Here is a 25348-nt window from a genome sequence, read left to right on the forward strand (position 1 = left end):
CCTCAAACCGGCAAGCGAATCTGCGCCGCATCCTTGCTGATCAGCGCGGACGCCGTAAGCATCTGCTTGCATTGATGTGCAAGCAGTTTGAGATCGTGAAGGGCATCGGCGGGCAACGCCTGCGTGCGTTCGGCATTCGTGACCATGGCGTCGAGTTCACGGCGCAGTTCCTTGATGTCGTCCGCATTCGCCGGTGTCGCTTCTTCGCGCGCGGGCTCCGGCAGCGCGCCCTGTGCATCCGACAGATTGTCGCGCACGATTCCGAAAGTCCGTTGCAACGGCTCGAACGCCTGACCTTCGGCTTCGTTGATCGTTTGCAGAAGCGGCGCCGCTGCCGTGATCTGCGACGCGAGCACGTGACTTTGCACGAGCAGATCGTTGAGTTCGGCGACGTATTTTTGCTGCGCCTTGGGCTCCAGCATCATTCGCTGGAACGCTTGCGCGAGATTGGCGAACGCAATGTGCACGTTCTTGCGCGCGAGCCGGTAGCGGAAGTCGCGGTCCAGCGCGGTGGCGGCGACGGTCGCGGCAGCCGATGCGCCCTTGCTGGTGGTCGCCGCCGTGCTCTCGCCGATGCTCACCGACGACAGCTTTTCCGCCGTTGCGCTCGCGGCACGTACCGCCGATGCCGTCACGAGATTCGGATCGAGCGCGGGGGTATCGACGGTGGATTCGTTGGCGGCTTCTTTCGCGATCACGATGCTCGATACGGCGGCGTCGTCTAGCGTCTGTGTCGCGGTGGCCGTGGCAACGGCGGCCGGTGCAATCGAATCTTGCGTGCGCGTGTTTGCACCCGCACCCGCACCCGCACCCGCACCCGCACCCGCACCCGCACCGCCACGCGCTTTACTCTCCGCTTGCCCCGCGCTCGCGCTCTTGGCCTTCCACCACCAACTCGCCTCGAGGTAATTGCGCGTCGCGCCAAGCAGATCCTTCACGAGCTTGCCCATCAGCCGATATTCCCAATACGGGAACAGATGGCTCGCCGCGATTGCAATCGCGCAACCAACCACCGTATCGATAGCCCGTTCGCCGATCAGCCGCATGCTTCCCGGCGCGAGCAGATGAAACATCAAGAGCACATACGACGACGTGAACACCACGCTCGCCGCATAGTTGAAGAGCAGCAGGCTGTAGCTCATCACCATCGACGCGAACATCACGATGAGCAGAATGTGCGGCTCCTTCACGAGCAGAATCAGCGCGATGGTCAGCGCGCAGCCTATCGCCGTGCCGATGATCCGCTGCGTGTTGCGCTGCTTCGTGAGCGAATAGCCGGGCTTCAGAATGATGACCGTGGTCATCACGATCCAGTACGCGTTCGTGAGCGGCAAGAGCCGTCCCAGCCAGAAGCCGATGCCCACCGCGATCGTGACCCGAAGCGCGTGCCGGAAGCTCGGCGAGGCCATCGTGAGATTCGAGAAAATCTGCATGAACGGCACGCGCCGGCTCGATATGAAACGCGACAACGCATGGTCGATCTGCACTTCGGTTTCGATCAGGCTCGCGTCATCGCGCGTGCGGCGGCGCATCTTGTCGATCAGGCGCGTGGCGCTCCACAAACGGCGGAACACCGCCGCCGCGGCCGCGTAGGCTTCGGCGTTCTTCTCGGGCATGCCGTGCTTGCGCATGAGTTCGAGTTCGTACTCGATAGCGCGCAGCTCCGCCTTCATGCTGATCTGCCTGGGCGCGGAACTGTTCTGCAATACGGCCAAGCCGATTTCTTCGAGATCCGCGCTCGCCTTGCGCATCAGGTCGCGATAAAAGATCAGCACGTCCGAGCCCGCGAACGTCTTGCGCACGAGCGGATAGTCCGTATGCGCGCCGACGAAGAACTCGTGCAGATCCACCACGTTGATGAACAGATTGAAAAGCCGCGCGCGCCGCGCGTCGAGCTTGCGGCTTTTTACTTTCGGCAGATTGCGCAGCACGATGTCGCGCGCGGCTTCCTGTTGCTCCACCGCCGCAATCTGCTTTTCGATGAGCTTTCGGTAGCATTCGTCGAGATCGGCGTCGTTGTCGTAAAACTCGGCGCGCGCCTGCAAATATTCCGCGCAACTGAAGATGCTCTGCGCCAGCGCCTGCTGTTCGATGCGATACACGAGCAGCCGGCTCACGAGCGTGGCCCAGTACGTGTACCAGAGGCCGCCCAGCAAGATCCACGACGCGTTGACGAGCGCCTGCATCGGCGTGAAGTGCTCTTCCAGTGTGACGACCATCATGAAGAGCGTGGCGAAGCTGATCTGCGGCCAGCGGTTGCCATAGACGACGATCAGCGAGAGCACGAAGGTGAGCGGCACGACCGTGAGCCATAGCGTCAACGGATGCGCCGTCGCAATGCCCGTGGCGAGTGCCGAGAAGAAGCCGATCACCGTGCACGCGAGCATCTCGTTGTGCTTGTATTTGAGCGGACCCGGCATGTCGACGACACACGCGCCAAGCGCGCCCGTCGCGATGGTGAAGCCCAGCTCGCGATTGTGAAACACGATGAGCATGAGCACGGCGGGCAGCGACACGCCCAGAGCGATCCGCAAGCCGCCGAAGAAATACTGGCTGTAAATGAACTTCCTGATTTCGAACGAATAGCGCATCGACTTCCTGGTTTGACGCTCGTTATGACCACGGGCGAAGCACGCTCCGGACCCAGGCGGTCAGGCGGGTTGAGTCTATCGCACTTGTCATGCACTTATAACTCACTTGCGCTTCGTTCGGAACTCGGCCGAATGGCCAGCTTTTCGGCGCCTCGCGGCCTTTGTTATGCTCACGTGAAAAGCGCCGAACACATCTTCAAGGGAGCCCACCGATGAGCGACAGCATCGCCGTGCCGCCGCACGAGATCGAGCTGACGGCCGTGCGCGCGCAGGGTGCGGGCGGGCAGAACGTCAATAAGGTATCGAGCGCCATTCATCTGCGCTTCGACATCCGCGCATCGTCGTTGCCGGAGCACATCAAGGCGCGGCTGCTCGCGCTGTCGGATAGCCGCGTGACGCGCGATGGCGTGGTCGTCATCAAGGCGCAGGAATATCGGACGCAGGACATGAATCGCGCGGCGGCGCTCGCGCGGCTCGACGAGCTGATTCGCAGCGTGAGCATCGTGCGCCGCAAGCGCATCGCGACCAAGCCAACGCGCGGTTCGCAAGTGCGGCGCGTCGAAGGCAAGGTCAGGCGCGGGGCGATCAAGGCCGGGCGCGGGCCGGTGCACGGCGACTGAAGCGGGAATTCAAGCGGGATTCGAGCGGGAGTTGAAGCGGCGCGTCAGCCGTGCTGCTCCGCGGGCGATACATCGAGCGGCCCGAGCATGATCGTCTTAAGCCTGCCGCGTCCGAGCACGCGCGCGAGTTCCGCGAAGACGCAATAGTTGAAGACGAGCGTGACGAGCAAAATCTGCACGGCCCAGAATTGCGGCCAGTTCAGATGGTCCAGCAAGTCCTGGTGCGCGGCCGCAAGACTATGCGTCTCTTTCCAGAACTCGAACAAGCGCTCCAGGTAATGGAGCACCAGCGCGACGAGCGTGTAAATGACGGTTTTCCATCCCGCATTCCAGATGAGCGGGCGCTCGGGATAGCGATTGATGAACGGCAGCATGTCGGCGAGTAGAACCGCCTTGCCGAGAATGAGCGAGGCGACGAGCACGGATGCCGACGCGGGAATCGACAGGCCGGCGCCTTTCACCATGAGCGCGTGCACGACCATCACCACGTGCAGCACGACGAAGAAGAACAAGGTGGGCGGCAGCATCTTCATCAATTCGTGCCGGGCCTTCGCGAAAAAGTCGTGCATGGTCTGCTCCAGGAAACGCATGGATGCGCATGCCGGCGCGTTGCACGAAATGCAACGCGCATCTGAACAATTCGATGAATCTCGCACTGCGGCAGCGGCTGCGCTGTTTGCAGTCTAGTTCAGCCTACGAGCTTGCGGCGTCCTGAAAACGGCAGGCGCTTGATCGCGCCGGTGGCGAGCGCGGTGCCCGCAAGGACGACGGCACAGCCTTCGAGCATGACGAGCGACACCCGCTCATGCAGAAACAACGCGCCCCACAGAATGCCGAAGAGCGGAATGACGAAAGTGACGGTCATCGCGCGCGCGGGACCGACGACCGCGACCAGATGGTAGTAGATGAAGTACGCGATACCCGTGCAACCCACGCCCAGCGCGAGCACCGCCGCCCATGCAGGCGCGGAGACCGGCGCGGCGGGCCACGTGACGAAGGCGATAGGCGCGAGCACGAGCGTCGCGCCGATCATGCTGCCCGCGGCGTTGGTCATGGCATCGACGTCCATCAGATACTTTTTCGCGAAGTTGCCCGCAACACCATATAGCGCCGATGCCGCGAGCGCCGCGGCCGCCGCCAACACGCCCGCCGCGCCCGATCCCGCCGATCCGGGCGAGCCTTCTATCTGATTCCACACGAGCAGCAGCACCCCCGCGAAACCGATCGCCGTACCGATCGTGCGCAAGGTCGTGAGGCGGTCCTTCAGCCAGAGATAGGCGACGAGCGCGCCCCACAGCGGCGTCGTCGCATTGATGACGGATGTGGCGCCGGCCGAAAGCGTCAGCTCCGCATAAGCGAAGAGGCAGAACGGCGCGGCCGAATTGAGAATGCCGACGATGAGTAGCGGTAGCGCACGCTTGCGCATGATCGCGAGACTGCTCGAAAACTGGCGGCGGCCGAGCAGCATGGCGACGAGAAACACGGCGCCGATGCCGACGCGCAAGGCCATGAGCGGCGCGACGCCGAACTCGGCGACGCCCACGCGGATAAAGAGAAACGACGCGCCCCAGAGCGCGGCGAGACAGACGAGTTGCAACAAATTGACGGGTGACATGACGATGCGGACTTCAGTGTTCCAAGGAAAAGTCCGCGCATGTTAGCACCGCGCCGCGTGCCGTCGGTCATCGCGCCGATGAGACCGCAAGGAACAATCAATGTGGCGGAATCATCCACGTCAACACGTTCTGCTGCAGCCACACGAGAATGCCGAGAATGATGGTGAGCAGGATCGAATGCTTGAAGGTGCGCGCGAAGACGAGTCCTTCCTTGCCCTTGAGTTCGGTCGTGGCGACGCCCGTCGAAATGTTTTGCGGCGAGATCATCTTGCCCATCACGCCGCCGGACGAATTGGTCGCGGCCATCAGCACAGGATTGAGATTGAGTTGATGAGCGGCGACCACCTGAAGGTTGCCGAAGAGCGCGTTGCCCGAGGTATCGCTGCCTGAGAGAAACACCGCCACCCAGCCGAGAAAGGCCGACACGAGCGGGAAGAACGGCCCGACCGAGGCCACCCCGAGTCCGAGCGTGTAGTTCATGCCCGAGTAGTTCATGAGATACGCGAGCCCGACGATGGTCGCCACCGTGAAGATGGCAATGCGCGTTTGCACCCAGGTATCGACGATAGCGTGGCCGAACTCGCTTGCCGGCAGCTTTACCAGGAGCGCGGTGATGATAGCCGCCACGAGAATCGCCGTGCCGGTGGCGAGCGGCTGGAAGTCCCAGATCGCGCCGTAGGGCTGATTGTAGAGCGTGATGTAGACCGCCTTGTCGAGCCCTGGCCACGGGACCTTCACGTCGCCGATGAGGAATATCTTGGCTACCGTCCAGACGATCACCACGACCGAGACGACGATCCACGGCATCCATCCCTGAGCGGCCGAGACGTTGCCGCGCGCGTTGGCAAGGCGATCGACGTTCACCGCGAAGCGTTCGTCGGGCGCGGGCTTCCAGACGCGCAGGAACGCTATGGTGAGGATCAGCGAGACGAGCGAGGAGAGGACATCGGTGAGCGAATAGCTGATGTAGTTCGACGTGACGTACTGCGTCAACGCGAACGCGCCGCCCGAGACGAGCAGCACGGGCCACACGCGCAACATGTTGCGAAAGCCCGCGTAGATACCGATAACATAGAACGGCAGGAAGAACGCGAAGAACGGCAACTGGCGGCCGACCATCTTGGCGAGTGCATCGGTGGGCAAATGCGTGACCGCGCCGAGCACGGTGATCGGTACGCCGAGCGCGCCGAACGCGACTGGCGCCGTGTTGAAGATCAGCGTGAACGTGAGCGCTTCGAGCGTCGGAAAGCCGAGCAGGATCAAGAGCGAACTCGTGATGGCGATCGGCGTGCCGAAGCCCGAGATGCCTTCGAGCAATGCGCCGAACGAAAAGCCGATGACCACGAGCACGATGCGCCGGTCGTTCGGCAGGTTGTCGATCATCCACACGCGAAACGCTTCGAAGCGTCCCGAGCGTTGCGCGACGTTGTAGAGCAGGATCGCGGAGAACACGATCCACATCACCGGCCAGAGCGCGAACACGGCGCCGGCCGCGATGGAGTCGAGCGCGAGTCCAACCGGGAAGTGCCAGCCCACCATCGCGATGATCAACGCGACGATCAGTCCCGCAAGCGAAGCCTGCCACGCGGGACGGCGCGCCCAGCCGAGCATGACGAGTACGACGATGATAGGCAACGCGGCAACGATGAAGGAGAGCGCGAGCGAACCCGCGATAGGCGTGAGGATCTGATGGAACATCGGGTCTCCTGTGTCTCTATTCTTGGATGGATGCCGCGGTCTTCACTACTGGTTCGAGTGGTATCGAAGACTTTAAGCAACCGCATAACGCGCTCACTAAGAATAGGGCGAGGATGGCCCTCGTCAAGGCTTGAATATTGGCGTAAGGATGCCGGATGGAAGCGGAAAGGGACGTGACGCATCTGCTCCGTTCGGACGCTTGGTCACGCGTTTCGCGGGATGCGGCGCTCAGCTCTCGACGGTCGCTGGAGTAGCCGTTGTTCGTTGTGCCGCGCTGGAATCAAGACGCGATACCGGCACTTGGCGAAACACCCAGAGCGCGAGCAGCCCAAGAGATGCGACCATCCACAGCAGGAAAAAAGCGAAGGCCATCATGTCCAATCCCCGAGAACGATAGGTAACGCTTGGGCTGACACCCGCGCGGTCCAATAAGTAGGGATACCATTTAGCGATAATCGTGCCAAGGCACCGGCGTAATCCGCCAGGGCCTTGTCGGATAAGGAAAGTGACCGATCGTACAGAGTGGCAAGGCAAGCGAACTGCGTCTGCATTGCCGGGAAATGTTTCAGAGTTGTTACTTTTTTCGGTAATAGCGGCGCAGAATGCGACATCGACGCCGCATTCGAGCGTGGTGTTTCCTTATTCAATGGCCATGGCCGCCACCGCCATGTCCACCGCCGCCTTGCCAACTGCCACCGCCGCCGTGCCATCCGCCGCCACCGCCGTGCCATCCACCGCCGCCGCCATGCCATCCGCCGCCATAGCCGCGTCCCCAGCAACATCCGCCGCCGCCCCAGTAGCCGAAGCCGATCGACACCGACGGATAACCGTAGCCGTAATAACCGGGGTAAGCAGCATATGCGGGATAAGCGGCGTAAGCGGGATAAGGTGCGTACGCGTAAGGATAGGGATAAGCCGGCGCATACGGCGTGCTCGTATAGATCGTCGAGTAGTCGACTGTCGGCGCGGCCACTGCGTACTGAGCTTGCGACGGCGCGTTCGCGGCACTGACGCCCGAAGCACCTTGCGCCGGTAACGCGAACTCACGTTGCGTGTAGGCAGCGGGAACCGGCGGATAGTAATAAGCGGGGTAGTCGGGATACGGCAGGTAGCATCCGCCGAGAAGTAATCCGGCAGCAAGCGATGCGGCCGCTGCCCTGTAACCGAAGATGATGCGCGGGGAAATCATGATGCTGCTCCTTGCTTGCGGCTTGCCGGACTCTACCTATGCGATTGCGAGGAAGGGTCCGTTAAGAAGGAGCTTACTCGATCGTTGCGGCGTGCGCGTCGCGCGTCCGCTAACAAGCCTCGGCGTGTATCAATCCTGAAACAGCCCTTGATCGAAGCGGCGGCAAGCATCGCTGCTTGCCGCATGAGATGACTGTGGATCGCCCGCTTACTTCCCGACTTGATTGCCGATAACCCCGCCTACTGCCGCGCCCCCCAACGTCGATAACGCGCTTCCGCCGATCACGGCCCCACCCGCGGCGCCGACACCAGCGCCAACGGCCGTATCGCGTTGACGCGTCGTCATGTTGTCGCAGGCCGTGAGTCCGGCGAGAAGGGAAACGACCACTGCTGCGGCGCCGATTTGTTTGATGATTTTCATGTCGACTCTCCAGAACGATTGATCAATGAAACGGCCGCGGCTTTGCCCACGCGTCCTGCCGTTCGATCACGATCTGGCTTTCATCGACGGACGCCGCAACGTTTTTTTCGCCGGTTCGTTCGTTTATCAGCAGGAAAGATGCCCGAAACGGTGCACGCGCGCGCCATGCAAAAATGGCCTGCAAGGAAGCACAGGCCGTTGCGTACAGTCAGCGTTTGCTTCAGGTCGGCTGATAAATCTCCGCGCCCTTCTTCACGAACTCGATGGCCTTGGTCTGCATGCCCTTGGCGAGCGCATCGCTTTCGGAGACGCCTTGCCTGGCCGCGAAGTCGCGCACGTCCTGCGTGATCTTCATCGAGCAGAAGTGCGGGCCGCACATCGAGCAGAAATGCGCGACCTTGGCGGAATCCTTCGGCAAGGTTTCGTCGTGAAACTCGCGCGCCTTGTCGGGATCGAGGCCGAGGTTGAACTGGTCTTCCCAGCGAAACTCGAAGCGTGCCTTGGATAGCGCGTTGTCGCGCACCTGCGCGCCCGGATGACCCTTCGCCAGATCGGCCGCGTGCGCCGCGAGCTTGTAAGTGATGATGCCGGTCTTGACGTCGTCCTTGTTCGGAAGTCCGAGATGCTCCTTCGGCGTGACGTAGCAAAGCATGGCGGTGCCGAACCAGCCGATCATCGCCGCGCCGATGCCCGAGGTGATGTGATCGTATCCCGGCGCGATGTCGGTGGTGAGCGGCCCGAGCGTGTAGAAGGGCGCCTCGTCGCACCATTCCAGTTGCAGGTCCATGTTCTCCTTGATGAGCTGCATCGGCACATGGCCGGGGCCTTCGATCATCACTTGCACGTCGTGCTTCCACGCGATCTGCGTGAGTTCGCCGAGCGTCTTCAGTTCACCGAGCTGGGCTTCGTCGTTCGCGTCGTAGATGGAGCCGGGACGTAGGCCGTCGCCGAGCGAGAACGAGACGTCGTACTGCTTCATGATCTCGCAGATGTCTTCGAAGTGCTCGTAGATAAAGCTTTCCCGATGATGCGCGAGACACCATTTCGCCATGATCGAGCCGCCGCGCGAGACGATACCCGTCATGCGGTTGGCCGTCAGCGGTACGTATTGCAGACGAACGCCCGCGTGAATGGTGAAGTAATCGACGCCTTGCTCGGCTTGCTCGACGAGCGTGTCGCGAAAGATTTCCCAGGTCAGGTCTTCGGCCTTGCCGTTGACCTTTTCGAGCGCCTGATAGATCGGCACCGTGCCGATCGGCACCGGCGAATTGCGGATGATCCACTCGCGCGTCTCGTGAATGTGCTTGCCCGTGGACAAGTCCATCACCGTGTCGCCGCCCCAGCGGATCGCCCAGGTCATCTTGTCGACTTCCTCGCCGATCGACGAACTCACCGCCGAATTGCCGATGTTCGCGTTGATCTTCACGAGGAAGTTGCGCCCGATGATCATCGGCTCGCTTTCCGGGTGATTGATGTTCGCGGGGATGATCGCGCGGCCGCGCGCCACTTCATCGCGTACGAACTCGGGCGTGATGGCCTTCAGGGTGTCCTTGTCGAACGGCACCGCGCCGAACGACTGGCCGGGATGCTGACGGCCCATCATCGCGGCGAGCTTTTCGCCGTTCGGACCGCTCGTCTTGAGGCTTTCGAGGTATTCGGCGCGGCGCTGATTCTCGCGAATGGCGATGTATTCCATCTCCGGCGTGACGATGCCCTGCCGCGCGTAATGCATCTGCGACACGTTCTTTCCGGGCGTCGCGCGTCGCGGATGACGATGCAGATCCGGGAAGCGCAGCTCGGCCGTTTTCGGGTCGGCGGCGCGCTCGCGGCCGAATTCGCTCGAAAGGCCCGCGAGTTTCTCGGTGTCGCCGCGCGCTTCGATCCAGCCGGCGCGCAACGCGGGCAAACCGGAGCGGATGTCGATCTTCGCGTCCGGATCGGAGTAGGGGCCGGACGTGTCGTACACGTACACCGGCGGATTCTTTTCGCCGCCGAAACTGTCGGGCGTGTCGGACTGCGTGATCTCGCGCATCGGCACGCGGATGTCGGGCGTCGAACCCGTCACGTAGACCTTGCGCGAGTTGGGCAGCGGCGCGATGGCGGCTGCATCGACGATGGCGTTTTCGGACAGGAACTTGGGATTCGCATTCATGTGCTGTTTCTCCTTTTCAGTCGCAGGGACGGTAATTAACAGCGAGCACGCGGGCGATCGAATGAACGACGAACAAACGAACGCCGGCGAGCTCGGCTGATTCAGGAGCTAGACAGGGAGGAACGAGATGGAAAGGTGCGGGCCCGAGAAGACGTGGCGCGTGAGAGAGATACCGTGCGCCGAGGCCCGAACGCTTCCCTGCGCTGGCATTATCCAGATCAGGTTCAAAGGGTATTTCTCACCCACATTGCACGGGCCATTCAGTCGACGCAGCCGGACGAATCGCGATGTGCAACGCAGGACCCCCGCGTTAGCAGGCGTCACCATACATCGTGGCGTGGCATCTTGGCAACCGTTCGCGAAGTTTGCGCTGAAGCGCAGGCGCTTACTGCATAATGGCGAGCGCGCGATTTTCGGTACTTACCCGGATGTCGTCAGCAGTCGCCCCGCCTGTCGCTTCCGCACTTCTTTCGCTCCGTCATGCCGTCCATCGTCAGTCCCGCCTCGTTCGTCACCTGGCGCGCGCGTTCTTCAAGCTCATGCCCCGTTCGGTCGATTGGCGGCAGTCCCCATTGCAAGTCTCTTGCCCCGATCCGGGCGCGCTTCGCGGAGTAATGCATGTCTGCCGTACCTCCGCGTCTGCCGCTCGGTTTTCCCGACCGCTTTCCGTTTCGCGCTCCTCGCAGCCTCAAGGGACGCGTCGCGCTCGCGTTGGCCGTCGTTTATCTCGTGTGGGGATCGACGTATCTCGGCATTCACCTGGCGCTCGAATCGTTTCCGCCGCTCATGCTCGGCGGCCTGCGTAACCTGTGCGCTGGCGTCGGTCTCTTCGCGATTGCCGTGCATCGCAAGGCGGTGTGGCCGACGGCGCGTGAAGTACGGAATGCAGCGATCGTCGGGACTTTGCTCGAAGGTTTGTCGAGCGGGATGATGGCTTACGGCATGCGCACGGTGGGAACCGGCACGGCTGCCGTGATGGTGGCTACCGTGCCGCTCTTCGCGACGATCTTCACCGCGCTTGCCGGGCGCAGTGTGGCGAAGGGCGAATGGTTTGCGGTGGCGCTGGGTCTCGTGGGTATCGTGTTGCTCAATCATGGCGATCCCTCGCCGAGCTCGACCGTCGGCACGCTTGCCATCTTGTGCGCGGCAATTTTTTGGGCGGGCGGGGCGCATTTAGCAAGCCGTCTCTCGCAGCCTTCCGATCTGCTGATGTCGACTGCGTTGCAGATCGGGCTTGGCGGGCTTATCGCGACTGTCATCGCGTTCGTGTCAGGCGAGCGCCTTGGCCAAGTGAGCATGGGCGCGGGGTTTTCGTTCTTGTATCTCGTCGTAATCGGATCGATGGCCGCGTATGTCGCTTATAACTTTCTCATTCGGAACACGAGCACGATTGTCGCGACGAGTTGTCTTTACGTGAATCCGGTCGTCGCGGTTTTATTGGGCGCTTTGTTGCTTGGGGAAATCATCACGCAGTGGACGGTTGTTGCCACGGTCGTGATTTTGATGAGCGTTGCGTTGTCGTTTTGGTTTGATTATCGGCGGCGGGGGTTGGTTTGAGCGTAGGAATCTGGCCCCTGTAAGCAAGGGCTTTCGAATAGAACTGAATCGCCGCCCGACGCTTCTTAAAAAGATAGCAACTATCGTAGATAGGAATCGGGACTAGCTTGACTTGACTTGACTTGTTAGAAAGAGCACCGTGGTCCGTTACGTCATCAGTTTCATTACCTAAGATATCTCGCGCGCTTCCGAGCCACCATCCCCCTTTCTCATAGCACGCCGTAGCACGAACCGCCGCGAGTGCAACTAGTTAGCCGCGAATTCGAATGGTCTCGATCAGGTGATGGACGCTTGAGCTAAAACAGCTTGCTGTTTCCTCTACCGACGCGTTATAGCGCGATCAGGTGGCGTCCAATGAAAAGCTTGCCGGGCACTTCCTCCCGCGTCTGCACACGACGTCCGTCACACGATAGGCGTCTAAAAATAACTCATGTCACGTGAATGAATGGCGCGCTGTAGCGACCACATCCACATTTATATTTAGCTTCTTTGAGCGATTGTTTTTTAAAAAACGTGGCACATACTCGTGTGCATGGAGCTGCGTTCATGAAGACATAATGCAGCATGTCCGCTATGCAAGGCGCAATGGCCCCCTCCGTGTCTAGTCCCGATAGACTCAAAAATAAGCAAATTCGAAAAATTTGAAGCGTTGCTTCATTGCTTTCAATTACATTGGTTATAGTGTTTGGAAGCAGGTTGATTAATCGAGTAAGAGCAGGACCTTCAAAATTCCTCGGTATCCGCTTTGGCTCCATCCCATCCTGAAGTCGGTTGAGCTTAGAAACGCCATTCAAGGCATATGGATGATTTTTAATACGAGATAACAACAGAATAAAAACGAATTGCTTGATTTTTGGCGGAGTTTTTGGTCATCGGTGCATCTCTATCCAAACCAATGCAGCCAACCCGCTATCGCCGCGTTTCTATTAACAACGGTCCGAGCATTGGCACAGCAATAAAGGAGGCTTTAGCGACGACTATCGTGCCTACAAAAAACTACGTTAGACGAACCTTGGCCGGGCGTCTAACGCAGCGCAATTACGCATCACAACTTGTCTTTCTTATACGATCATTATATATGAAATTTCATGCTTTTCGGTTCAAACCAGTAACGCTGGCGGTGCTTACCAGCTTGGCAGCGATGGCTACGTCAAGCGCATTTGCAGGGACGGTGACGGGTTGGGGCGACTCGTTGGCATCCGGGGTATCGCGCGATGGAACGAATATTTACGGCGATAACAATACGGTAAATGCCACGGCGACGGTGATTGGCGATAGCAATGTAGCCAAAGCCAGCGCAACGATGATCGGGAACAATCAATACAACGATGTTACAGGTAGCGTTCTTATTGGAAACGGCGCACAGGTGTCATCGACTGCGGACGGTTACTCGGGTGATCTCGCGGCCGTTGCGATTGGAGCAAGTTCGAGCGCGAAACAAAATAGCGTCGCTATTGGGCCCCATGCGAATGCCAGCTATGCCGATGCAACGGCAATTGGAGCGAACGCCCGGGCGAGTTTGAACGGTGTCGCTATCGGTACGAATGCCTGGGGTGGGGACTATAGTGCGACTGCGCTTGGCGCTGGTTCCTATGCCGATAGTTATAGTACGGCGCTCGGAACCAATGCACGTGCGCTTGATAGGAGCTTGGTAGTTGGGATTGGCGCATCCGGGTCGAGTAGCAGCTTGGTTGTTGGCAACGGAGCATCCGGGTCGGGTAGCAGTACCGTGTTAGGAAATCACGCATCCGCTGGCAGTAGCGATGCCCCAATTGCGATTGGCGAAGGTTCCTACGCCGGCGCATATGGCGCGATCGCGACGGGTTGGAGTGCGCAGGCGAATAGCCCTAATTCGATTGCCTTGGGCACGCGGACTCAAGTAACCGGGGACAGCAGTATCGCGATCGGGCGCTATATAAACGTTAGCGGCAACAACATGGTGGTGATCGGCGGCAGTGCAGTGGGCGCTGACAGTTATGCAGTTGCCCTCGGCTACGAAGCGAAGGCACTGAAGTTCAGTGCGGTCGCGCTCGGGGGTAGCGCGCAAGCTACTGACAAGTTCACGTTAGCCCTTGGTGCCGAATCGAATGCTTCGGGATGGTATAGCGTTGCCGCGGGTGGTTTTAGCAGATCTGAAGGGGAGCAAAGTGCCGCCTTCGGGAATGGCTCATACGCTCAAAACATCAAGTCACTTGCGTTGGGCTCCGGCGCGCAATCGTATGGAGTCAATTCAGTTGCGCTGGGGGCAAACTCTAACGATTACGGCCTGGACAACGTGGTCAGTGTCGGCGGCGACTTTGGCTATAGCAGGCGAATCATTGGTGTTGCAAGTGGAGTCGGCGACACCGACGCTGTTAATATGTCGCAGTTGAACGCGGTAAGCGCTCAGGTTGCACAAAACACAGCGAACATCTCGGCTATGCAGGGTGGCGTGAGAGCAACCTTCGTTGGCACGCCTTTGCACGCAAGCGCCGATGTGTCCGAAGTCGGCACGCCGTCGCTCGTCGGCGCAACTTCGAATGTAGGCGCGGCACCCGTCGTCGCACTGTCGGGCGGCTCAAGCTCCTTCTTTGCAGCTGATGGCGATTCGTCAGAAGTTGCCATCGCAAGTGCTGCACATTCTTTGGCAGTAGGCGCGAACGCTCATGCAAGCGCAGACGGGTCTATCGCCCTCGGCGCCAACTCGGTAGCGGACCGCGTGAACACTGTTTCAGTGGGCTCAGCTGAAAGCGCGCGTCAAATTACGAATGTCGCCACCGGTACGCAGGGAACGGATGCGGTGAATGTCGATCAACTGAATGGCGCAGTGACCAGTGCAGTGAAGCAGGCAGACTCGTACACCGACAACGCGATTGCCGGCGCGAACGTATATACCGATCGAGCCGTCGCGGATGCCAAGAACGAGATGAAGCATTACAGCGACCGGGCAGCCGCGTCGACCCTGGCTATTCCGAGCATTCCGATGCTCAATACCGGTGAAAAATGGGTTGGCGCAGCTGTCGGGAATTACGGCACCTCGACTGCTGTCGGCGTTGCGGCAGCGTATCAAGCGACGACGAACCTGAATGTCGGCGTGGCCGTTTCGTCGGCGAGCGGCGGCCCAGTTGCGCTTAAGGCGCAGGCGGGTTATCGCTGGTAAGCGATTTCGCGGGGGAAGGGCGCTACTTGCCAATCCCCCGCGATTATTTTCAGCCGAGCTTCCGGGCGAACCGGCGCTTGTGCTTTGAAAAATCATCATCTGAATGCTTCGGCATAAGTGTCAGTTTGATTAGGCGTTTAGGCTGGAAAAAGCGCTAGAGTCTACCTGCTGTAAAATGTCTAAAAAAAGATTTGGTTAGGGTTAAAAACCATGAAGCTAGAAGGCAGATTTATAAATCTGGAGCGAAGTCAGGAACGACGACAGTCGATTGAAGCTCAGCTAAAACAACTTGGATGCGCAGATTGGATCACACGCTTTCCGGCAATTGATGGTCGCGCTAACGGACCTTTTGACAATGCCGCCGAAAACAGCGTTTGGGCCTGCCGACAGTCTCACACTGAAGCAATCTTGAATTCCGAGGATGACTCGGCAGTTCTAATCTTGGAGGATGATGTAGAGCTCAGTCGCTATTTCCCGAGCATTCTGAATGAAGCAACGCTCAATGGTTTCGTTGATAGCTTTCCAAATTGCGATGTACTCTTGCTTGACTGTGTGGCGTTTCGCGCACAGACTCCCTACCTGCTTTCGCTTGCTGAAGGTCGGCTGAAAAATCGGGTGCGTAGCGACGCTTTGGAAGTCGAGCGACACGCGCTCTCTACGGTAAGCATTATCGATGCTCGCGGTGTGTTCGCTTATTGCGCCGCCTCTTATGTCGTAACGCCCAAGGGAAAAAAGACATTACATCGGCTTTTTTCGGACGATAAGGACGCGAATGCAGCAGTAGATATCCTTTATAGAGATTGGATTGCCAGTGGCCAGCTCAATGCAAACATTACTGTCCCATTCATAGCGACGCCCGAGTTTCAAAACATCTCGACTATTCCCTACGAACAATTTAAATTTCTTCACCTCAACGTGTCAGATGCTTTGCTTGCCAACGCTATTCGGCGTCTATTGTTCGCTGGAGAACACCGGTTGGATATGGCCAATATAGCAGTCATGATCGGCGAAACGGAAAGTTCGCCTGAGTACACGCTTGGCATGAAACTATACGAAACGTCGCGCTCTTCCGATTATTGAGTGGAGACAGTAAAAACTCTGGTTTGTTGTCTGCTATGGCGGACTTCACCATGTTGGCGAATGGTCAGATGCACCTTAATTTGGAACTTCGGCTCGGTGCCTTTGGTACGGCGGTGACCTGTTCTTGTTCAACCAGCGCGCCTTCCGCCTTTCCTTTTGTAAAAACCTCCTCCGCGCGCTGCATTCGCTCGTATCCGGCGCCGCTTTAGTCGGCCTTCCCGCTCGGCCCGAGCAATTCTTCTAACGAATAACAAAGCCTTGCGGCGCAAGGCTTCCCGTCATATCTGCCGCCTTTGCGCACCGATGCAGGGCATGCGCATTGCTCAATGCCGTCACCCTCGAACGACAGTTTCATCGGCATGACACGAAGGCCTGTCGTTCAAGGGAATAGAAGCAAAAGAGAGAAGGGGTCTTCCGAGGCGCGCCGGGCAATACGCATGATCACTTAAGCGTGGTGCTCGCAGCGCGGACCGGACAACAAAATCAATGATTAAAGCTAAGGAAGGTGGAAACATGAAGCTCATCCGCACAGTCACCGCACTTGCCGCCGTCGCCTCGATCCTGTCCGCTTGTGGCGGCTCCGACGACGTAGGCAAGGAACTCGGACTCACGAATCCAGAAGTCCACTTCATCCACGCGATCCCGAGTGCCCCCAACGTCGACTTTTACGACAACGGCAAGGTGCTGCAAGCGAATCTCGGCTACCAGACGGTGACGAACTTCGCAAACATCGATACGGGCCAGCAGAACTTCTCCTACGCCGCCGTCAACACGACGACGCAACTCGCGACCGACACGAGCATCTCGAATGCCGCCAAGGGTCACGAGTACACGGTGATCGCGCTGCCTGACGCGGGTTTCCTGCCGTCCATCGCCGTGATCGACGATCCGTTCGACAAGGGTCTGCTCTCGAACAGCGCGCGGGTGCGCGGCTTCAATGCGTCGGCGAATGCGCAGACTCTCGATCTGTATCTGGTCGCACCGGGGACGAACATCGCGACCGTCAATCCGACGATGGCGGGCGTCGGCTTCAAGAACGCCGTGCCGGCAACGACGCAAGACTCGCTCTACCTCAACGGCGGGACGTATCAGCTGGTCGCGACGCTGCCGGGTTCGAAGACGCCGGTGTATGCGTCGGCATCGTTCAATCTGAGCAACAACGCCGATTGGCTCGTGACGACGCTGCCTTCAGGCAACGCGCTGTCGCAAGTGATCCCGAACAAGATTCGCGTGCTCGTTGCGCAGGGCGGCAATACCACGACGCCTGCAATCGAGCTGCCGGACACGCTGTAAGTTGAAGCGCCCGGGTAACAGGGCGCAGACATCGACGAACCCCACGCTGCTGCACGCGTGGGGTTTTTTCGTTCGAAGAGGAGCGGGTTTATGACCCTCGCACACATCCGGCCGCCTAACTACGTGCGAACGTCGCCGATCAGGCGAGGCAAGCAAGCCTCAAGCGCCGCGCATCCACGCTCTCTCACGTACTAAAGACAAACGAAAAAAATCCCGCCAAAAAACATGACGGGACGACAGAAAATCAGCACGAAACATCAACGCGATGAGCGCCTGGCTCACCGCGCCGCGGCCAATTTACTTATGCTCTTCGGCCGAATTCGAAATAGCCTGACCGCCCTTCGAGATATCCTGGCCCGCGCCCGACATGGTATTGCAGCCCGCGAGCGCGGCGGTGCCGGCGATCAGCAGCAAAGCGATGATTCGAGTCATGTGTGTTCCCCTTGAATTAGAAATTCGGGTAGCCCTTCGAGGCTTCCGTTGTGATCAATCATAAAAAAGCGGCGTAGTCGACGCTGTAGGCGCGCACGGGTTTTTGGTGTCGGCCGTCTCTGCTATTGGCGTAAGTACCGTCCTACATAATCAGGCAAGCGGAACGGCCGCCGGCGTGCTTGCATCGATGAACGCACCCGCGCTGCGCTCGCGTGGCATCGACACGCTGATGCGCGTGCCATGCGGCGCCACGCGTTCGATCTCGAAGCGCCCGCCGCGCGCCGACACGCGCTGACGCATGCCGACCAGGCCGTGCGTCTGCGTGCGCTTCAAATCCTGCGGACGGATGCCGATGCCGTCATCCGCGATAGCGAGCGCAACGTCGTCACCATCGAGCGCGAGCGCGATTTCGATGCGGTTCGCGCGCGCGTATTTCGCCGCGTTCGTGAGCGTCTCCTGCGCCACCCGAAAGAGCGCGATCTCGATAGCCTCGCCGAACTTCACATCGTCGCCGGGAAGATCGAATTCGACGCTCCAGCCGTTGCGTTGCGCGGCTTCATCGGCGAGCGAGCGCAGCGCGGTCACGAGACCGAAGTTGGCAAGCACGGTCGGCCGCATGTCTTCGATAATTCGCCGCTTGAGCGCAATTCCCTGGTCCAGATTGCCGATGGCGCGCGCGAGCTTGTCGGACATGGCGGGTTCGCTCGTCCTGAGCTTGCCGCGCACCCATGCGACATCCATCTTGCTCGCGGTAAGAATGGAGCCGAGTTCGTCGTGCAGTTCGCGCGCAAGTTCGGTCTTTTCGTTTTCGCTCACGGATTGCAAATGCCACGCGAGCGCTTCGAGCTGACGCGTGCGTTCGAACACGAGCCGGTCGAGTTCCTCCTGCTGCGTAATGAGCTTCTTCTGCACGCGGTCCTGCTTGTCCAACTGGATACCGAGATTGCGGAACAGCAGCAGGAACAGGACGATGTTGAGCGCGCACAACGCGCCGACGCACAACGTGGAAATGCGCTGATCGGCGCGGCTTGCATCGAGCGCGTGCTGCGCGCGTTGCTCTTCGTTCAGCCGCAAGAGGGCGAGCGCGGCATCGAGCGTGGCGCTGCTATCGGGCGACGGCGTCGCCACGACGCGTGCGCGCATTTCCGCATCCGCGGGTGTCTTCGACAGATCGGCGAGATGCGCCTCGCCTTGCGCGATGTTCTCGTCGGCGGCGGCGCGAATCTGCGCGAAGCTCGCAAGCGCGGCGTCATCGCCGATGCGGCGGTAATAGCTATCGAGCGATGTCAACGCGCGGCGCACGCGCCCGGCCGTTTGCGCGAAGTGGCTCTTGTAGGTGTCGTCGGCGGCGAGCGCGAAACCGCGTTCCTCGGCGCTGAGCGTGGCGATATCGGCCGCCAGCGACGATAACTGCGCGGTGGCGCTTTTTGCATCGAGTGCGGTCTCGTACTCGGCCGCGATGCGCATGCGCCCCGATTCCAGAATCACGAGCCCGCCGACGGTAATGACGATAGCCACCGTCATCGCGACCGCCCAGCTATAGCGATGCATCCATTCGTTGATACGCGTCGCGCGCCGGGCGAGTCCCTGTGGAGTTTCAGATGCTGCCGGCGCGGCGTCTTTTAGAACGTGGCTCATGGTGTGTTTCTGCGGTTCCGGCGGGCGTCGTGAGCCACGCCGGCAAAGCCGTTTGAAAGCGGATGTCGGTGGATTCCCACAGCAAAAAAGGAGCCAGCCCGGATGCGCGCGCCCAAAGGCCCGGCTAGCATGGGTTCGTCATCATTTTTCAATCATTCCAACGGGGAACGATCATGCTGAAGTGGGCATTGTTTTTCGCGATCGTGGCCGTGATCGCCGGTCTTCTCGGGTTCACGGGTGTGGCGGCGGGCGCTGCGACCATCGCCAAATTCTTGTTCGTGCTGTTCCTGATTTTGTGCGTCGTGTTCCTGGTACTCGGTTTCGTCGTCACCAAGAAAATAGTCGATTAGCGACCAACTCACTCGCGCCCGAACCTGAATCAGACCATCAAAAGCAAGTCAGGGGGATTCCATGCTTCATTACGCTGCCGTTTTCTTCGTCATCGCGATAATCGCGGCCGTGTTCGGCTTTACCGGCATTGCCGCGGGCGCCGCGGAAATCGCCAAGATCCTTTTCTATATTTTCCTGGTGGTGTTCGTCGTCACGTTGCTGCTGGGCGTGTTCCGAACCTGACGTACGCCTGAAAGCCTTGCCGCACCGGGCCGCTCGCGCGGCCCGCGCCTTTTCCGCGCCTTTTGCGAGGCATTGGTGGGAGCAGGCATGGCGCGTGCATCGGAGTTTTTGATTGGATAGCAGGGCCCTATAAACGAAGCGGCACGCGTAGGCCTGCTCCAGCGAACGTCTTTCATCAAATATCAAGGAGCGAACCAAATGTCCAAATCGTCTGCTGTACAAGCCGCGCCGACTCAATCGCGAGACGCATTCGTCCTCGACGTGGAAAAGATCCGCGCCGATGCGCGCACGCACATGGACGAGGGCCCGGTCACGCCGAGCTACGGCGCGGATCGCGAAGTCGTGCTCAAGCTGCTGAACGACTCGCTCGCGACGGAAATCGTCTGCACGCTGCGCTACAAGCGTCACTATTTCATGGCCAAGGGCATCCATTCGGAAGCCGTCGCAGCCGAATTTCTCGAACACGCCAACGAGGAACAGGAACACGCCGATACGCTCGCGGAGCGCATCGTCCAACTGGGCGGCGCGCCGAACTTCGCACCCGACAGCCTGAAGTCGCGCTCGCATTCCGAGTACAAGGAAGGCTCGGACCTGATCGACATGATCCGCGAGAATCTGATCGCCGAGCGGATTGCGATCGATACGTATCGCGAGATCATTCGCTATCTCGGCGACAAGGATGTCACCACGCGCCGTATCTTCGAAGACATCTTGGCGGTGGAAGAAGAGCACGCCGACGACATGGCCGATCTGCTGGAAGGCCGGAACGGCTAAATAGCAGGGCATGCCGGCATGACGTCACGCGATGCGCGGAACTCGTCCGAGACCGCGCATCTTTTGCGTGGGCGCATGCGTACAATGGCGGCTCATCCCTGATTTCAAGCGCGAATGATCCGAGTCCTGATAGCCGACGACCATGCGATCGTACGCAGCGGTTTCAAGCAGTTCGTCGCGGACGAACCCGATATGGAAGTGGCGGCGGAAGCCTCCACTGGCGACGAAACCATCGCGCACGTGCGCGTTCAGGCGTTCGACGTGGTGTTGCTCGACATCGCGATGCCAGACAAGAACGGCGTCGATACCTTGCGTGTCATCAAGCAGATTCGTCCGGAGCAGGGCGTGCTGATGCTGTCGGGCTATCCCGAGAGTCAGTACGCGATCAACTTGTTGAAGGCGGGCGCGAACGGTTATCTGAACAAGGACGCGGCGCCGGAGGAAATCGTCAGGGCGATTCGCACGGTGGCGCGCGGGCATCGGTATCTGTCGGAATTCATCGCCGACGCGCTCGCCGACAAGCTCGACAAGCCTGCCGCCGAACGCCCGCACGAGGCGTTGTCCGAGCGCGAGTTTCAGGTCTTCTGCAAGCTCGCGGCCGGGCGTATTCCGACTGAGATCGCGGAAGAACTGCATCTGTCGGTGAAGACGGTGAGCACGTACCGCGCGCGCGTGCTCGAAAAAATGAGACTGGCGAACAACGCGGATCTCACGTACTACGCAATCAAGAACGGCCTGATCGAATAGCGCGACGCGCAGTCGGACGGCAAGCTGAACCGGAGGGCGCCCGAAGTGGGCAAGCACATCATCACCGACGACCGTGCGCAGCAACGCGAAGCGCGCGACACGCCGCTAGCGGTGCTGCTTATCGAGGATTCGCCGCTGATCCGGCGCAGCCTGACTGAAGCCATCGACGCGCTCGGTCCGTGGCGCGTGACCGCGTTCGCCGAGGCTCCGGACGAAGCCATCGCGCTCTTGTCGTCGCAGCGGTTCCATGCGGTGATCATCGACTTGCAACTCAGGCACGGCTCGGGCATCGAGGTACTGGCGTGGTTGCAGGAGAGCGGCAAGGCATCCATACACGACGAGGCCTTTGTCGCGGTGCTCACCAATCACGCGTTGCCGACGTATCGCGAGCGCTGCCAGCAATATGGCGTGCGCCATTTCTTCGATAAATCGCTGGAGTTCGATCGGGTGCTGGATGCGCTTTGCCGGCACGCGCGGGAAAGACAAGGTGAGCGGGGTTAGCGATCCCCGCCGCCGGAGCCCGCCAACGAATCTGCCGCTTCCCGCCCGCGCCAGTGACTGAACGCCGCCAGCGCCGTCGCAGCCAGCCCGACGACGCAAACGCCTGTCCATCCCATTGCGTGCCAGGCGAGCGACGCCAGCGCCGATCCCAACGCCCCGCCGATAAAGTAAGCCACCATATAAACCGTATTCACGCGGCTGCGCGCCTCCGGCTTCAATGCGTAAATGCGCGACTGGTTGGATATCTGCGCGGCCTGCACGCCGATATCGAGCACGATCACGCCGATGACCAGCCCCGCGATGCTGCGCGCCGAAAACGCGAACACCACGAACGACAGCGCAACGAGCCCGATGGACAACGTGATCACCGCGCGCGGCCCACGCCGGTCCGCCGACTTGCCCGCAAGCGGCGCCGCGAGCGCGCCCGCCGCGCCGACGATACCGAATAGTCCCGCGGCCTGCGGTCCCATGTGAAACGGCTCGCCCGCGAGCAGGAGTGTGAGCAGCGACCAAAACGCGCTGAATGCTGCAAAGAGCGCGCCGCCCGTGAGCGATGCTTCGCGAAGCCCGGGATTCTCGACAGCGAGATGCCACATCGACACGAGCAGCTTGCCGTAGGGCAGAGTAGACGTCGGACGGCTCTTCGGCAGCCGCGCAACGACGACGACCGCCAGCACGATCGTCGCGACCACGGAAGCGCCGAACACCGCGCGCCAGCCGAAGTATTCGGCAACGAAACCCGACACCGTCCGCGCGAGCAGGATGCCGAGCAATAGACCGCTCATCACCGTGCCGACGGCATGACCGCGCTCGGCGGCTGGCGCGAGTTCGGCGGCGAACGGCACGGCTTGTTGCGCGATGGTCGCGACGACGCCAATGGCAAGACTCGCGGCGATCAGCACGGCGAGCGTCGGCGCGACGCACCCCACCACGAGCGCCACGCCGAGCGCGGCCAGTTGGAGCAGGATCAGAAGCCGCCGGTCGAAGCGATCGCCGAGCGGCGCTAGCACGAGCATGCCGAGCGCGTAGCCGAGTTGCGTCGCGGCGGGCACCGCGCCGATCAGATACGCGCTGCCGGGAAACGAACCACGGAAATCGCCCAGCAGCGGCTGATTGAAGTAGATGTTGGCGACCGATACGCCCGCGATGGTCGCAAGCAGCCAGAGCGTGGCGCGCGAATAGTGCTGATGATGACTCGAGGAATCGGACGAAGCGGTCATGGTTGCCTTGAGTTGAGCGCGAGAACGGCGGCGAGCCGCCGTGGAGATGCGCGCTTCCGGTCGCCCGCTTTACTGCGCGGCATCGTCCGTGGGCTGCGGCTTCTTCACGAGCCTGGCGGGCGCGAGCCATTGAAAGCCGGTCAGCGTGTTCTCGGCGAACGTGCATTCGGCGGCGGCGGGCGTCTGGACGATTTTCGTGGCGGGCGGCTTGGGCTGCGTCGGGAATTCGCCGCGCACGACGACGCGCGAACCGTGGTAGCTTGCGCCCGATCCGGTGAGCTTCAGTGGCGCGCTTGCGGCGTCGGGATACTCGGCGCGCACGCGGTCCTTGCACGTTTCGACGTTGCGGTAATAGGAAGTGCAGCCGGACAAGAGCACGAGCGGAAGGCAGACCAGCAAGAAGAGGCGGGAACGGGTAATCATTGGTGAACAGGTGAATGCTCGGCCGCGCGAGGGCGCATCGGAGCGAAATCAGGGGATGGCGAGCTTTATAACATGCGGGCGCGGCTTGCGTGACCGCATTGGCGTCGTGCTGGCTGGCGTGCTTGCCTGTCGTGCATGCGGCGCGCGGCGGTAGCACAATCGGCGAATAGCGTTTCGTTTTGTGGAGGCCATCGTCATGCGCAAAGATATCGAAGCCGGCGAATATCTGCTGGCGCTCAACGCGGAAGAAAGCGAGAACGAGTCCGGCGCGGGCTATGCGGTTCGTGTGCGGGTGGCGCGCATCGACGGAAAAGCGGTGCACGGCTCGCGGTTGGTCGATGATTCCGGCGAGATGATCGGCCCGCACGGTCCGTTCGAGACGATAGCGGGAGCCCTCGCGCATGGCGAGGCGTGGGGGCGCCACTACATCGCGCGCGTATTGGCGCACGGGTTGTAACGGCGGGTGGCGGCGCAGGGAGGGATGTCATCCCCGCGAGGCGAGGGTGCGCGCGCGAATTATCGGCCGCTAGACTTGGCCTTACCGCTCGGTCCTGCGCCGATCGGCTCAAGCCAGTTTGCGGAGATTGCCATGACGCCCGTTGCGCTTTACGTCACGCCGAACTATATCGCCTCGGTTCGCCGGGGAAGAGGACGTGAATGTTTTGGAGGCACCGTGAGGTTTATCGGTGTGGATGCGTTGCCGTTCGATATCGAGCATCTCTGCCTGCTCGACCGCGAAACGCCGATCGAAGCCTTGTTCGATGCAGTGAGGGATGCAGAACGCTTGTTGAATGCGGTGTGATCCGCGATATCGATGCAGCAGGCAGGCGAAGGAAAGCGCAACGGGGTAGATCCCGCAGCGGGGCGCGGTCTCGGCCCGCAGCGCTATCACCCGCGTGATGGTTTCAATTGTGTTCGTGGTCGTTCAAGTCTGAACGGAAACAGCGCGCGCCGCGATAAAAGACGACTGGCTTTATGCTGTCGATTCAGCGTGAAACCATGGGCGAGTGGTACCGGGGACCGGACTTGAACCGGCAAGCCGTTAGGCGGCGGATTTTAAGTCCGCTATGTTTACCAATTTCATCACCCCGGCAGAGGGCGGACGCGAATTCTACCACTGCCATGCAGCGCGCCAAAACAGCGCGACGACAGCAAGTGAATGGCCCGCGCTCCGAGCGCATATCGACGAGAAAACATGACCCTCATCGGCCTCATCTCCGACACGCACAATCTCGTTCGCCCCGAAGCGCTCGAGGCCCTGCGCGGCTCTGCACACATCATCCACGCCGGCGACATCTGCAAGCGCGAAGTGCTCGATACGCTGGCGCAACTCGCTGCGCTGACCGTCGTGCGCGGCAATAACGATATCGGCGACGATGTCGCGATGTTGCCCGAGCACGCGCGCATCGACTTGGCGGGCGCGACAATCCATGTCGTGCACGATATCGCCGATGTGCCGAAAGCACTCGATGGCGTCCATGTCGTCGTGACCGGGCATTCGCACAAGCCGCTCGTCGAGAAGCGCAATGGCGTGCTGTTCGTGAATCCGGGTAGCGCGGGGCCGCGAAGGTTCAAGTTGCCGATCACGGTCGGTCTGCTCGAAATCGGCGAGACGGGTGACTCTGAGGACACGGACATAAAGGCGCGCATCGTTACGCTCATCGAATAAAAAAAGCCGGCGCTCT

The 25348-nt window shown here is 60.5% G+C and carries 24 protein-coding genes, 1 tRNA gene and 1 riboswitch; of the genes, 13 read left to right on the top strand and 12 right to left on the bottom strand.

What is annotated here, in order from left to right; translation table 11 throughout:
* Positions 1-2: 2 nt before the first annotated feature.
* Positions 3-2591: an FUSC family membrane protein gene (locus tag P9250_RS23430; protein WP_310395450.1), complete on the bottom strand. Its 2589-nt coding sequence runs from the start codon at positions 2589-2591 to the stop codon at positions 3-5.
* Between the two features lie 212 nt (positions 2592-2803).
* On the opposite strand from P9250_RS23430, the gene arfB reads away from it, so the two are divergent.
* Entirely contained in the window at positions 2804-3211 is a 408-nt protein-coding gene (gene arfB, locus P9250_RS23435) for an alternative ribosome rescue aminoacyl-tRNA hydrolase ArfB (RefSeq protein WP_250464280.1), read from the top strand.
* A gap of 44 nt (positions 3212-3255) precedes the next feature.
* On the opposite strand, the gene P9250_RS23440 is transcribed toward arfB, so the two are convergent.
* From P9250_RS23440 to thiC, 6 genes are all read right to left on the bottom strand, one after another.
* Complete coding sequence (locus tag P9250_RS23440) at positions 3256-3780, bottom strand: hypothetical protein (protein ID WP_244827557.1); 525 nt, start codon at positions 3778-3780, stop codon at positions 3256-3258.
* 119 nt (positions 3781-3899) lie between these two features.
* On the bottom strand, positions 3900-4826 hold the full coding sequence (locus P9250_RS23445; protein ID WP_250525650.1) for a DMT family transporter: 927 nt from the start codon (positions 4824-4826) through the stop codon (positions 3900-3902).
* Between the two features lie 97 nt (positions 4827-4923).
* Entirely contained in the window at positions 4924-6525 is a 1602-nt protein-coding gene (locus tag P9250_RS23450) for an L-lactate permease (protein ID WP_250508834.1), read from the bottom strand.
* Positions 6526-7168: 643 nt separating this feature from the next.
* On the bottom strand, positions 7169-7714 hold the full coding sequence (locus P9250_RS23455) for a hypothetical protein (RefSeq protein ID WP_244827560.1): 546 nt from the start codon (positions 7712-7714) through the stop codon (positions 7169-7171).
* Between the two features lie 207 nt (positions 7715-7921).
* Positions 7922-8134 (bottom strand): glycine zipper domain-containing protein, encoded by a 213-nt coding sequence (locus P9250_RS23460; RefSeq protein WP_244827561.1) that lies wholly within the window; start codon positions 8132-8134, stop codon positions 7922-7924.
* 220 nt (positions 8135-8354) lie between these two features.
* Complete coding sequence (gene thiC, locus P9250_RS23465; protein WP_310395454.1) at positions 8355-10286, bottom strand: phosphomethylpyrimidine synthase ThiC; 1932 nt, start codon at positions 10284-10286, stop codon at positions 8355-8357.
* Between the two features lie 177 nt (positions 10287-10463).
* Positions 10464-10603, bottom strand: a riboswitch (TPP riboswitch).
* Between the two features lie 301 nt (positions 10604-10904).
* Here thiC and P9250_RS23470 point away from each other — a divergent pair.
* The 4 genes from P9250_RS23470 to P9250_RS23485 all read left to right on the top strand — a co-directional run bounded on the left by P9250_RS23470 (position 10905) and on the right by P9250_RS23485 (position 17355).
* Positions 10905-11843, top strand: coding sequence for an EamA family transporter (locus tag P9250_RS23470; protein ID WP_310395456.1), 939 nt, complete (start codon positions 10905-10907; stop codon positions 11841-11843).
* Between the two features lie 853 nt (positions 11844-12696).
* A complete protein-coding gene (locus P9250_RS23475; protein ID WP_310395458.1) occupies positions 12697-14982 on the top strand; it encodes a hypothetical protein in 2286 nt (761 codons plus the stop codon).
* Positions 14983-15192: 210 nt separating this feature from the next.
* Positions 15193-16062 (top strand): glycosyltransferase family 25 protein, encoded by an 870-nt coding sequence (locus P9250_RS23480; protein WP_310395460.1) that lies wholly within the window; start codon positions 15193-15195, stop codon positions 16060-16062.
* Between the two features lie 513 nt (positions 16063-16575).
* Positions 16576-17355 carry a DUF4397 domain-containing protein gene (locus P9250_RS23485; RefSeq protein WP_310395462.1) on the top strand — a complete coding sequence of 260 codons (780 nt, stop codon included), beginning with the start codon at positions 16576-16578 and terminating at the stop codon, positions 17353-17355.
* Positions 17356-17652: 297 nt separating this feature from the next.
* Here the strand turns inward: P9250_RS23485 and P9250_RS23490 are convergent, their stop codons facing one another.
* A complete protein-coding gene (locus tag P9250_RS23490; protein WP_244827565.1) occupies positions 17653-17787 on the bottom strand; it encodes an entericidin A/B family lipoprotein in 135 nt (44 codons plus the stop codon).
* Positions 17788-17937: 150 nt separating this feature from the next.
* Complete coding sequence (locus tag P9250_RS23495) at positions 17938-19425, bottom strand: sensor histidine kinase (RefSeq protein ID WP_310395464.1); 1488 nt, start codon at positions 19423-19425, stop codon at positions 17938-17940.
* Between the two features lie 173 nt (positions 19426-19598).
* On the opposite strand from P9250_RS23495, the gene P9250_RS23500 reads away from it, so the two are divergent.
* The 5 genes from P9250_RS23500 to P9250_RS23520 all read left to right on the top strand — a co-directional run bounded on the left by P9250_RS23500 (position 19599) and on the right by P9250_RS23520 (position 22020).
* Positions 19599-19775, top strand: coding sequence for a DUF1328 domain-containing protein (locus P9250_RS23500; protein ID WP_132450940.1), 177 nt, complete (start codon positions 19599-19601; stop codon positions 19773-19775).
* 61 nt (positions 19776-19836) lie between these two features.
* Complete coding sequence (locus P9250_RS23505; protein WP_040048814.1) at positions 19837-19998, top strand: DUF1328 domain-containing protein; 162 nt, start codon at positions 19837-19839, stop codon at positions 19996-19998.
* 198 nt (positions 19999-20196) lie between these two features.
* On the top strand, positions 20197-20772 hold the full coding sequence (locus tag P9250_RS23510; protein ID WP_244827567.1) for a bacterioferritin: 576 nt from the start codon (positions 20197-20199) through the stop codon (positions 20770-20772).
* Positions 20773-20886: 114 nt separating this feature from the next.
* Positions 20887-21519, top strand: a complete 633-nt coding sequence (locus tag P9250_RS23515; protein ID WP_244827568.1) for a response regulator transcription factor — start codon at positions 20887-20889, stop codon at positions 21517-21519.
* 45 nt (positions 21520-21564) lie between these two features.
* Positions 21565-22020, top strand: a complete 456-nt coding sequence (locus P9250_RS23520; RefSeq protein ID WP_244827569.1) for a response regulator — start codon at positions 21565-21567, stop codon at positions 22018-22020.
* Here P9250_RS23520 and P9250_RS23525 read toward each other — a convergent pair.
* Both P9250_RS23525 and P9250_RS23530 read right to left on the bottom strand, forming a co-directional pair.
* Positions 22017-23240, bottom strand: a complete 1224-nt coding sequence (locus P9250_RS23525) for an MFS transporter (RefSeq protein WP_310395468.1) — start codon at positions 23238-23240, stop codon at positions 22017-22019. The genes P9250_RS23520 and P9250_RS23525 overlap by 4 nt on opposite strands.
* Positions 23241-23309: 69 nt before the next feature.
* Positions 23310-23663 carry a hypothetical protein gene (locus P9250_RS23530; protein WP_244827571.1) on the bottom strand — a complete coding sequence of 118 codons (354 nt, stop codon included), beginning with the start codon at positions 23661-23663 and terminating at the stop codon, positions 23310-23312.
* 196 nt (positions 23664-23859) lie between these two features.
* Here P9250_RS23530 and P9250_RS23535 point away from each other — a divergent pair, with 196 nt between their 5' ends.
* Both P9250_RS23535 and P9250_RS23540 read left to right on the top strand, forming a co-directional pair.
* Positions 23860-24120 (top strand): hypothetical protein, encoded by a 261-nt coding sequence (locus P9250_RS23535; protein ID WP_250492129.1) that lies wholly within the window; start codon positions 23860-23862, stop codon positions 24118-24120.
* A 132-nt stretch (positions 24121-24252) separates the two neighbouring features.
* Complete coding sequence (locus P9250_RS23540) at positions 24253-24465, top strand: hypothetical protein (RefSeq protein ID WP_250464302.1); 213 nt, start codon at positions 24253-24255, stop codon at positions 24463-24465.
* Positions 24466-24671: 206 nt separating this feature from the next.
* Here P9250_RS23540 and P9250_RS23545 read toward each other — a convergent pair.
* Positions 24672-24756: transfer RNA gene (locus P9250_RS23545), tRNA-Leu, on the bottom strand.
* 102 nt (positions 24757-24858) lie between these two features.
* Here P9250_RS23545 and P9250_RS23550 point away from each other — a divergent pair.
* Complete coding sequence (locus tag P9250_RS23550; protein WP_250508840.1) at positions 24859-25332, top strand: metallophosphoesterase family protein; 474 nt, start codon at positions 24859-24861, stop codon at positions 25330-25332.
* The last annotated feature ends 16 nt before the right edge of the window (positions 25333-25348 follow it).

The organism is Caballeronia sp. LP006 (assembly GCF_031450995.1).
Classification (GTDB): domain Bacteria; phylum Pseudomonadota; class Gammaproteobacteria; order Burkholderiales; family Burkholderiaceae; genus Caballeronia.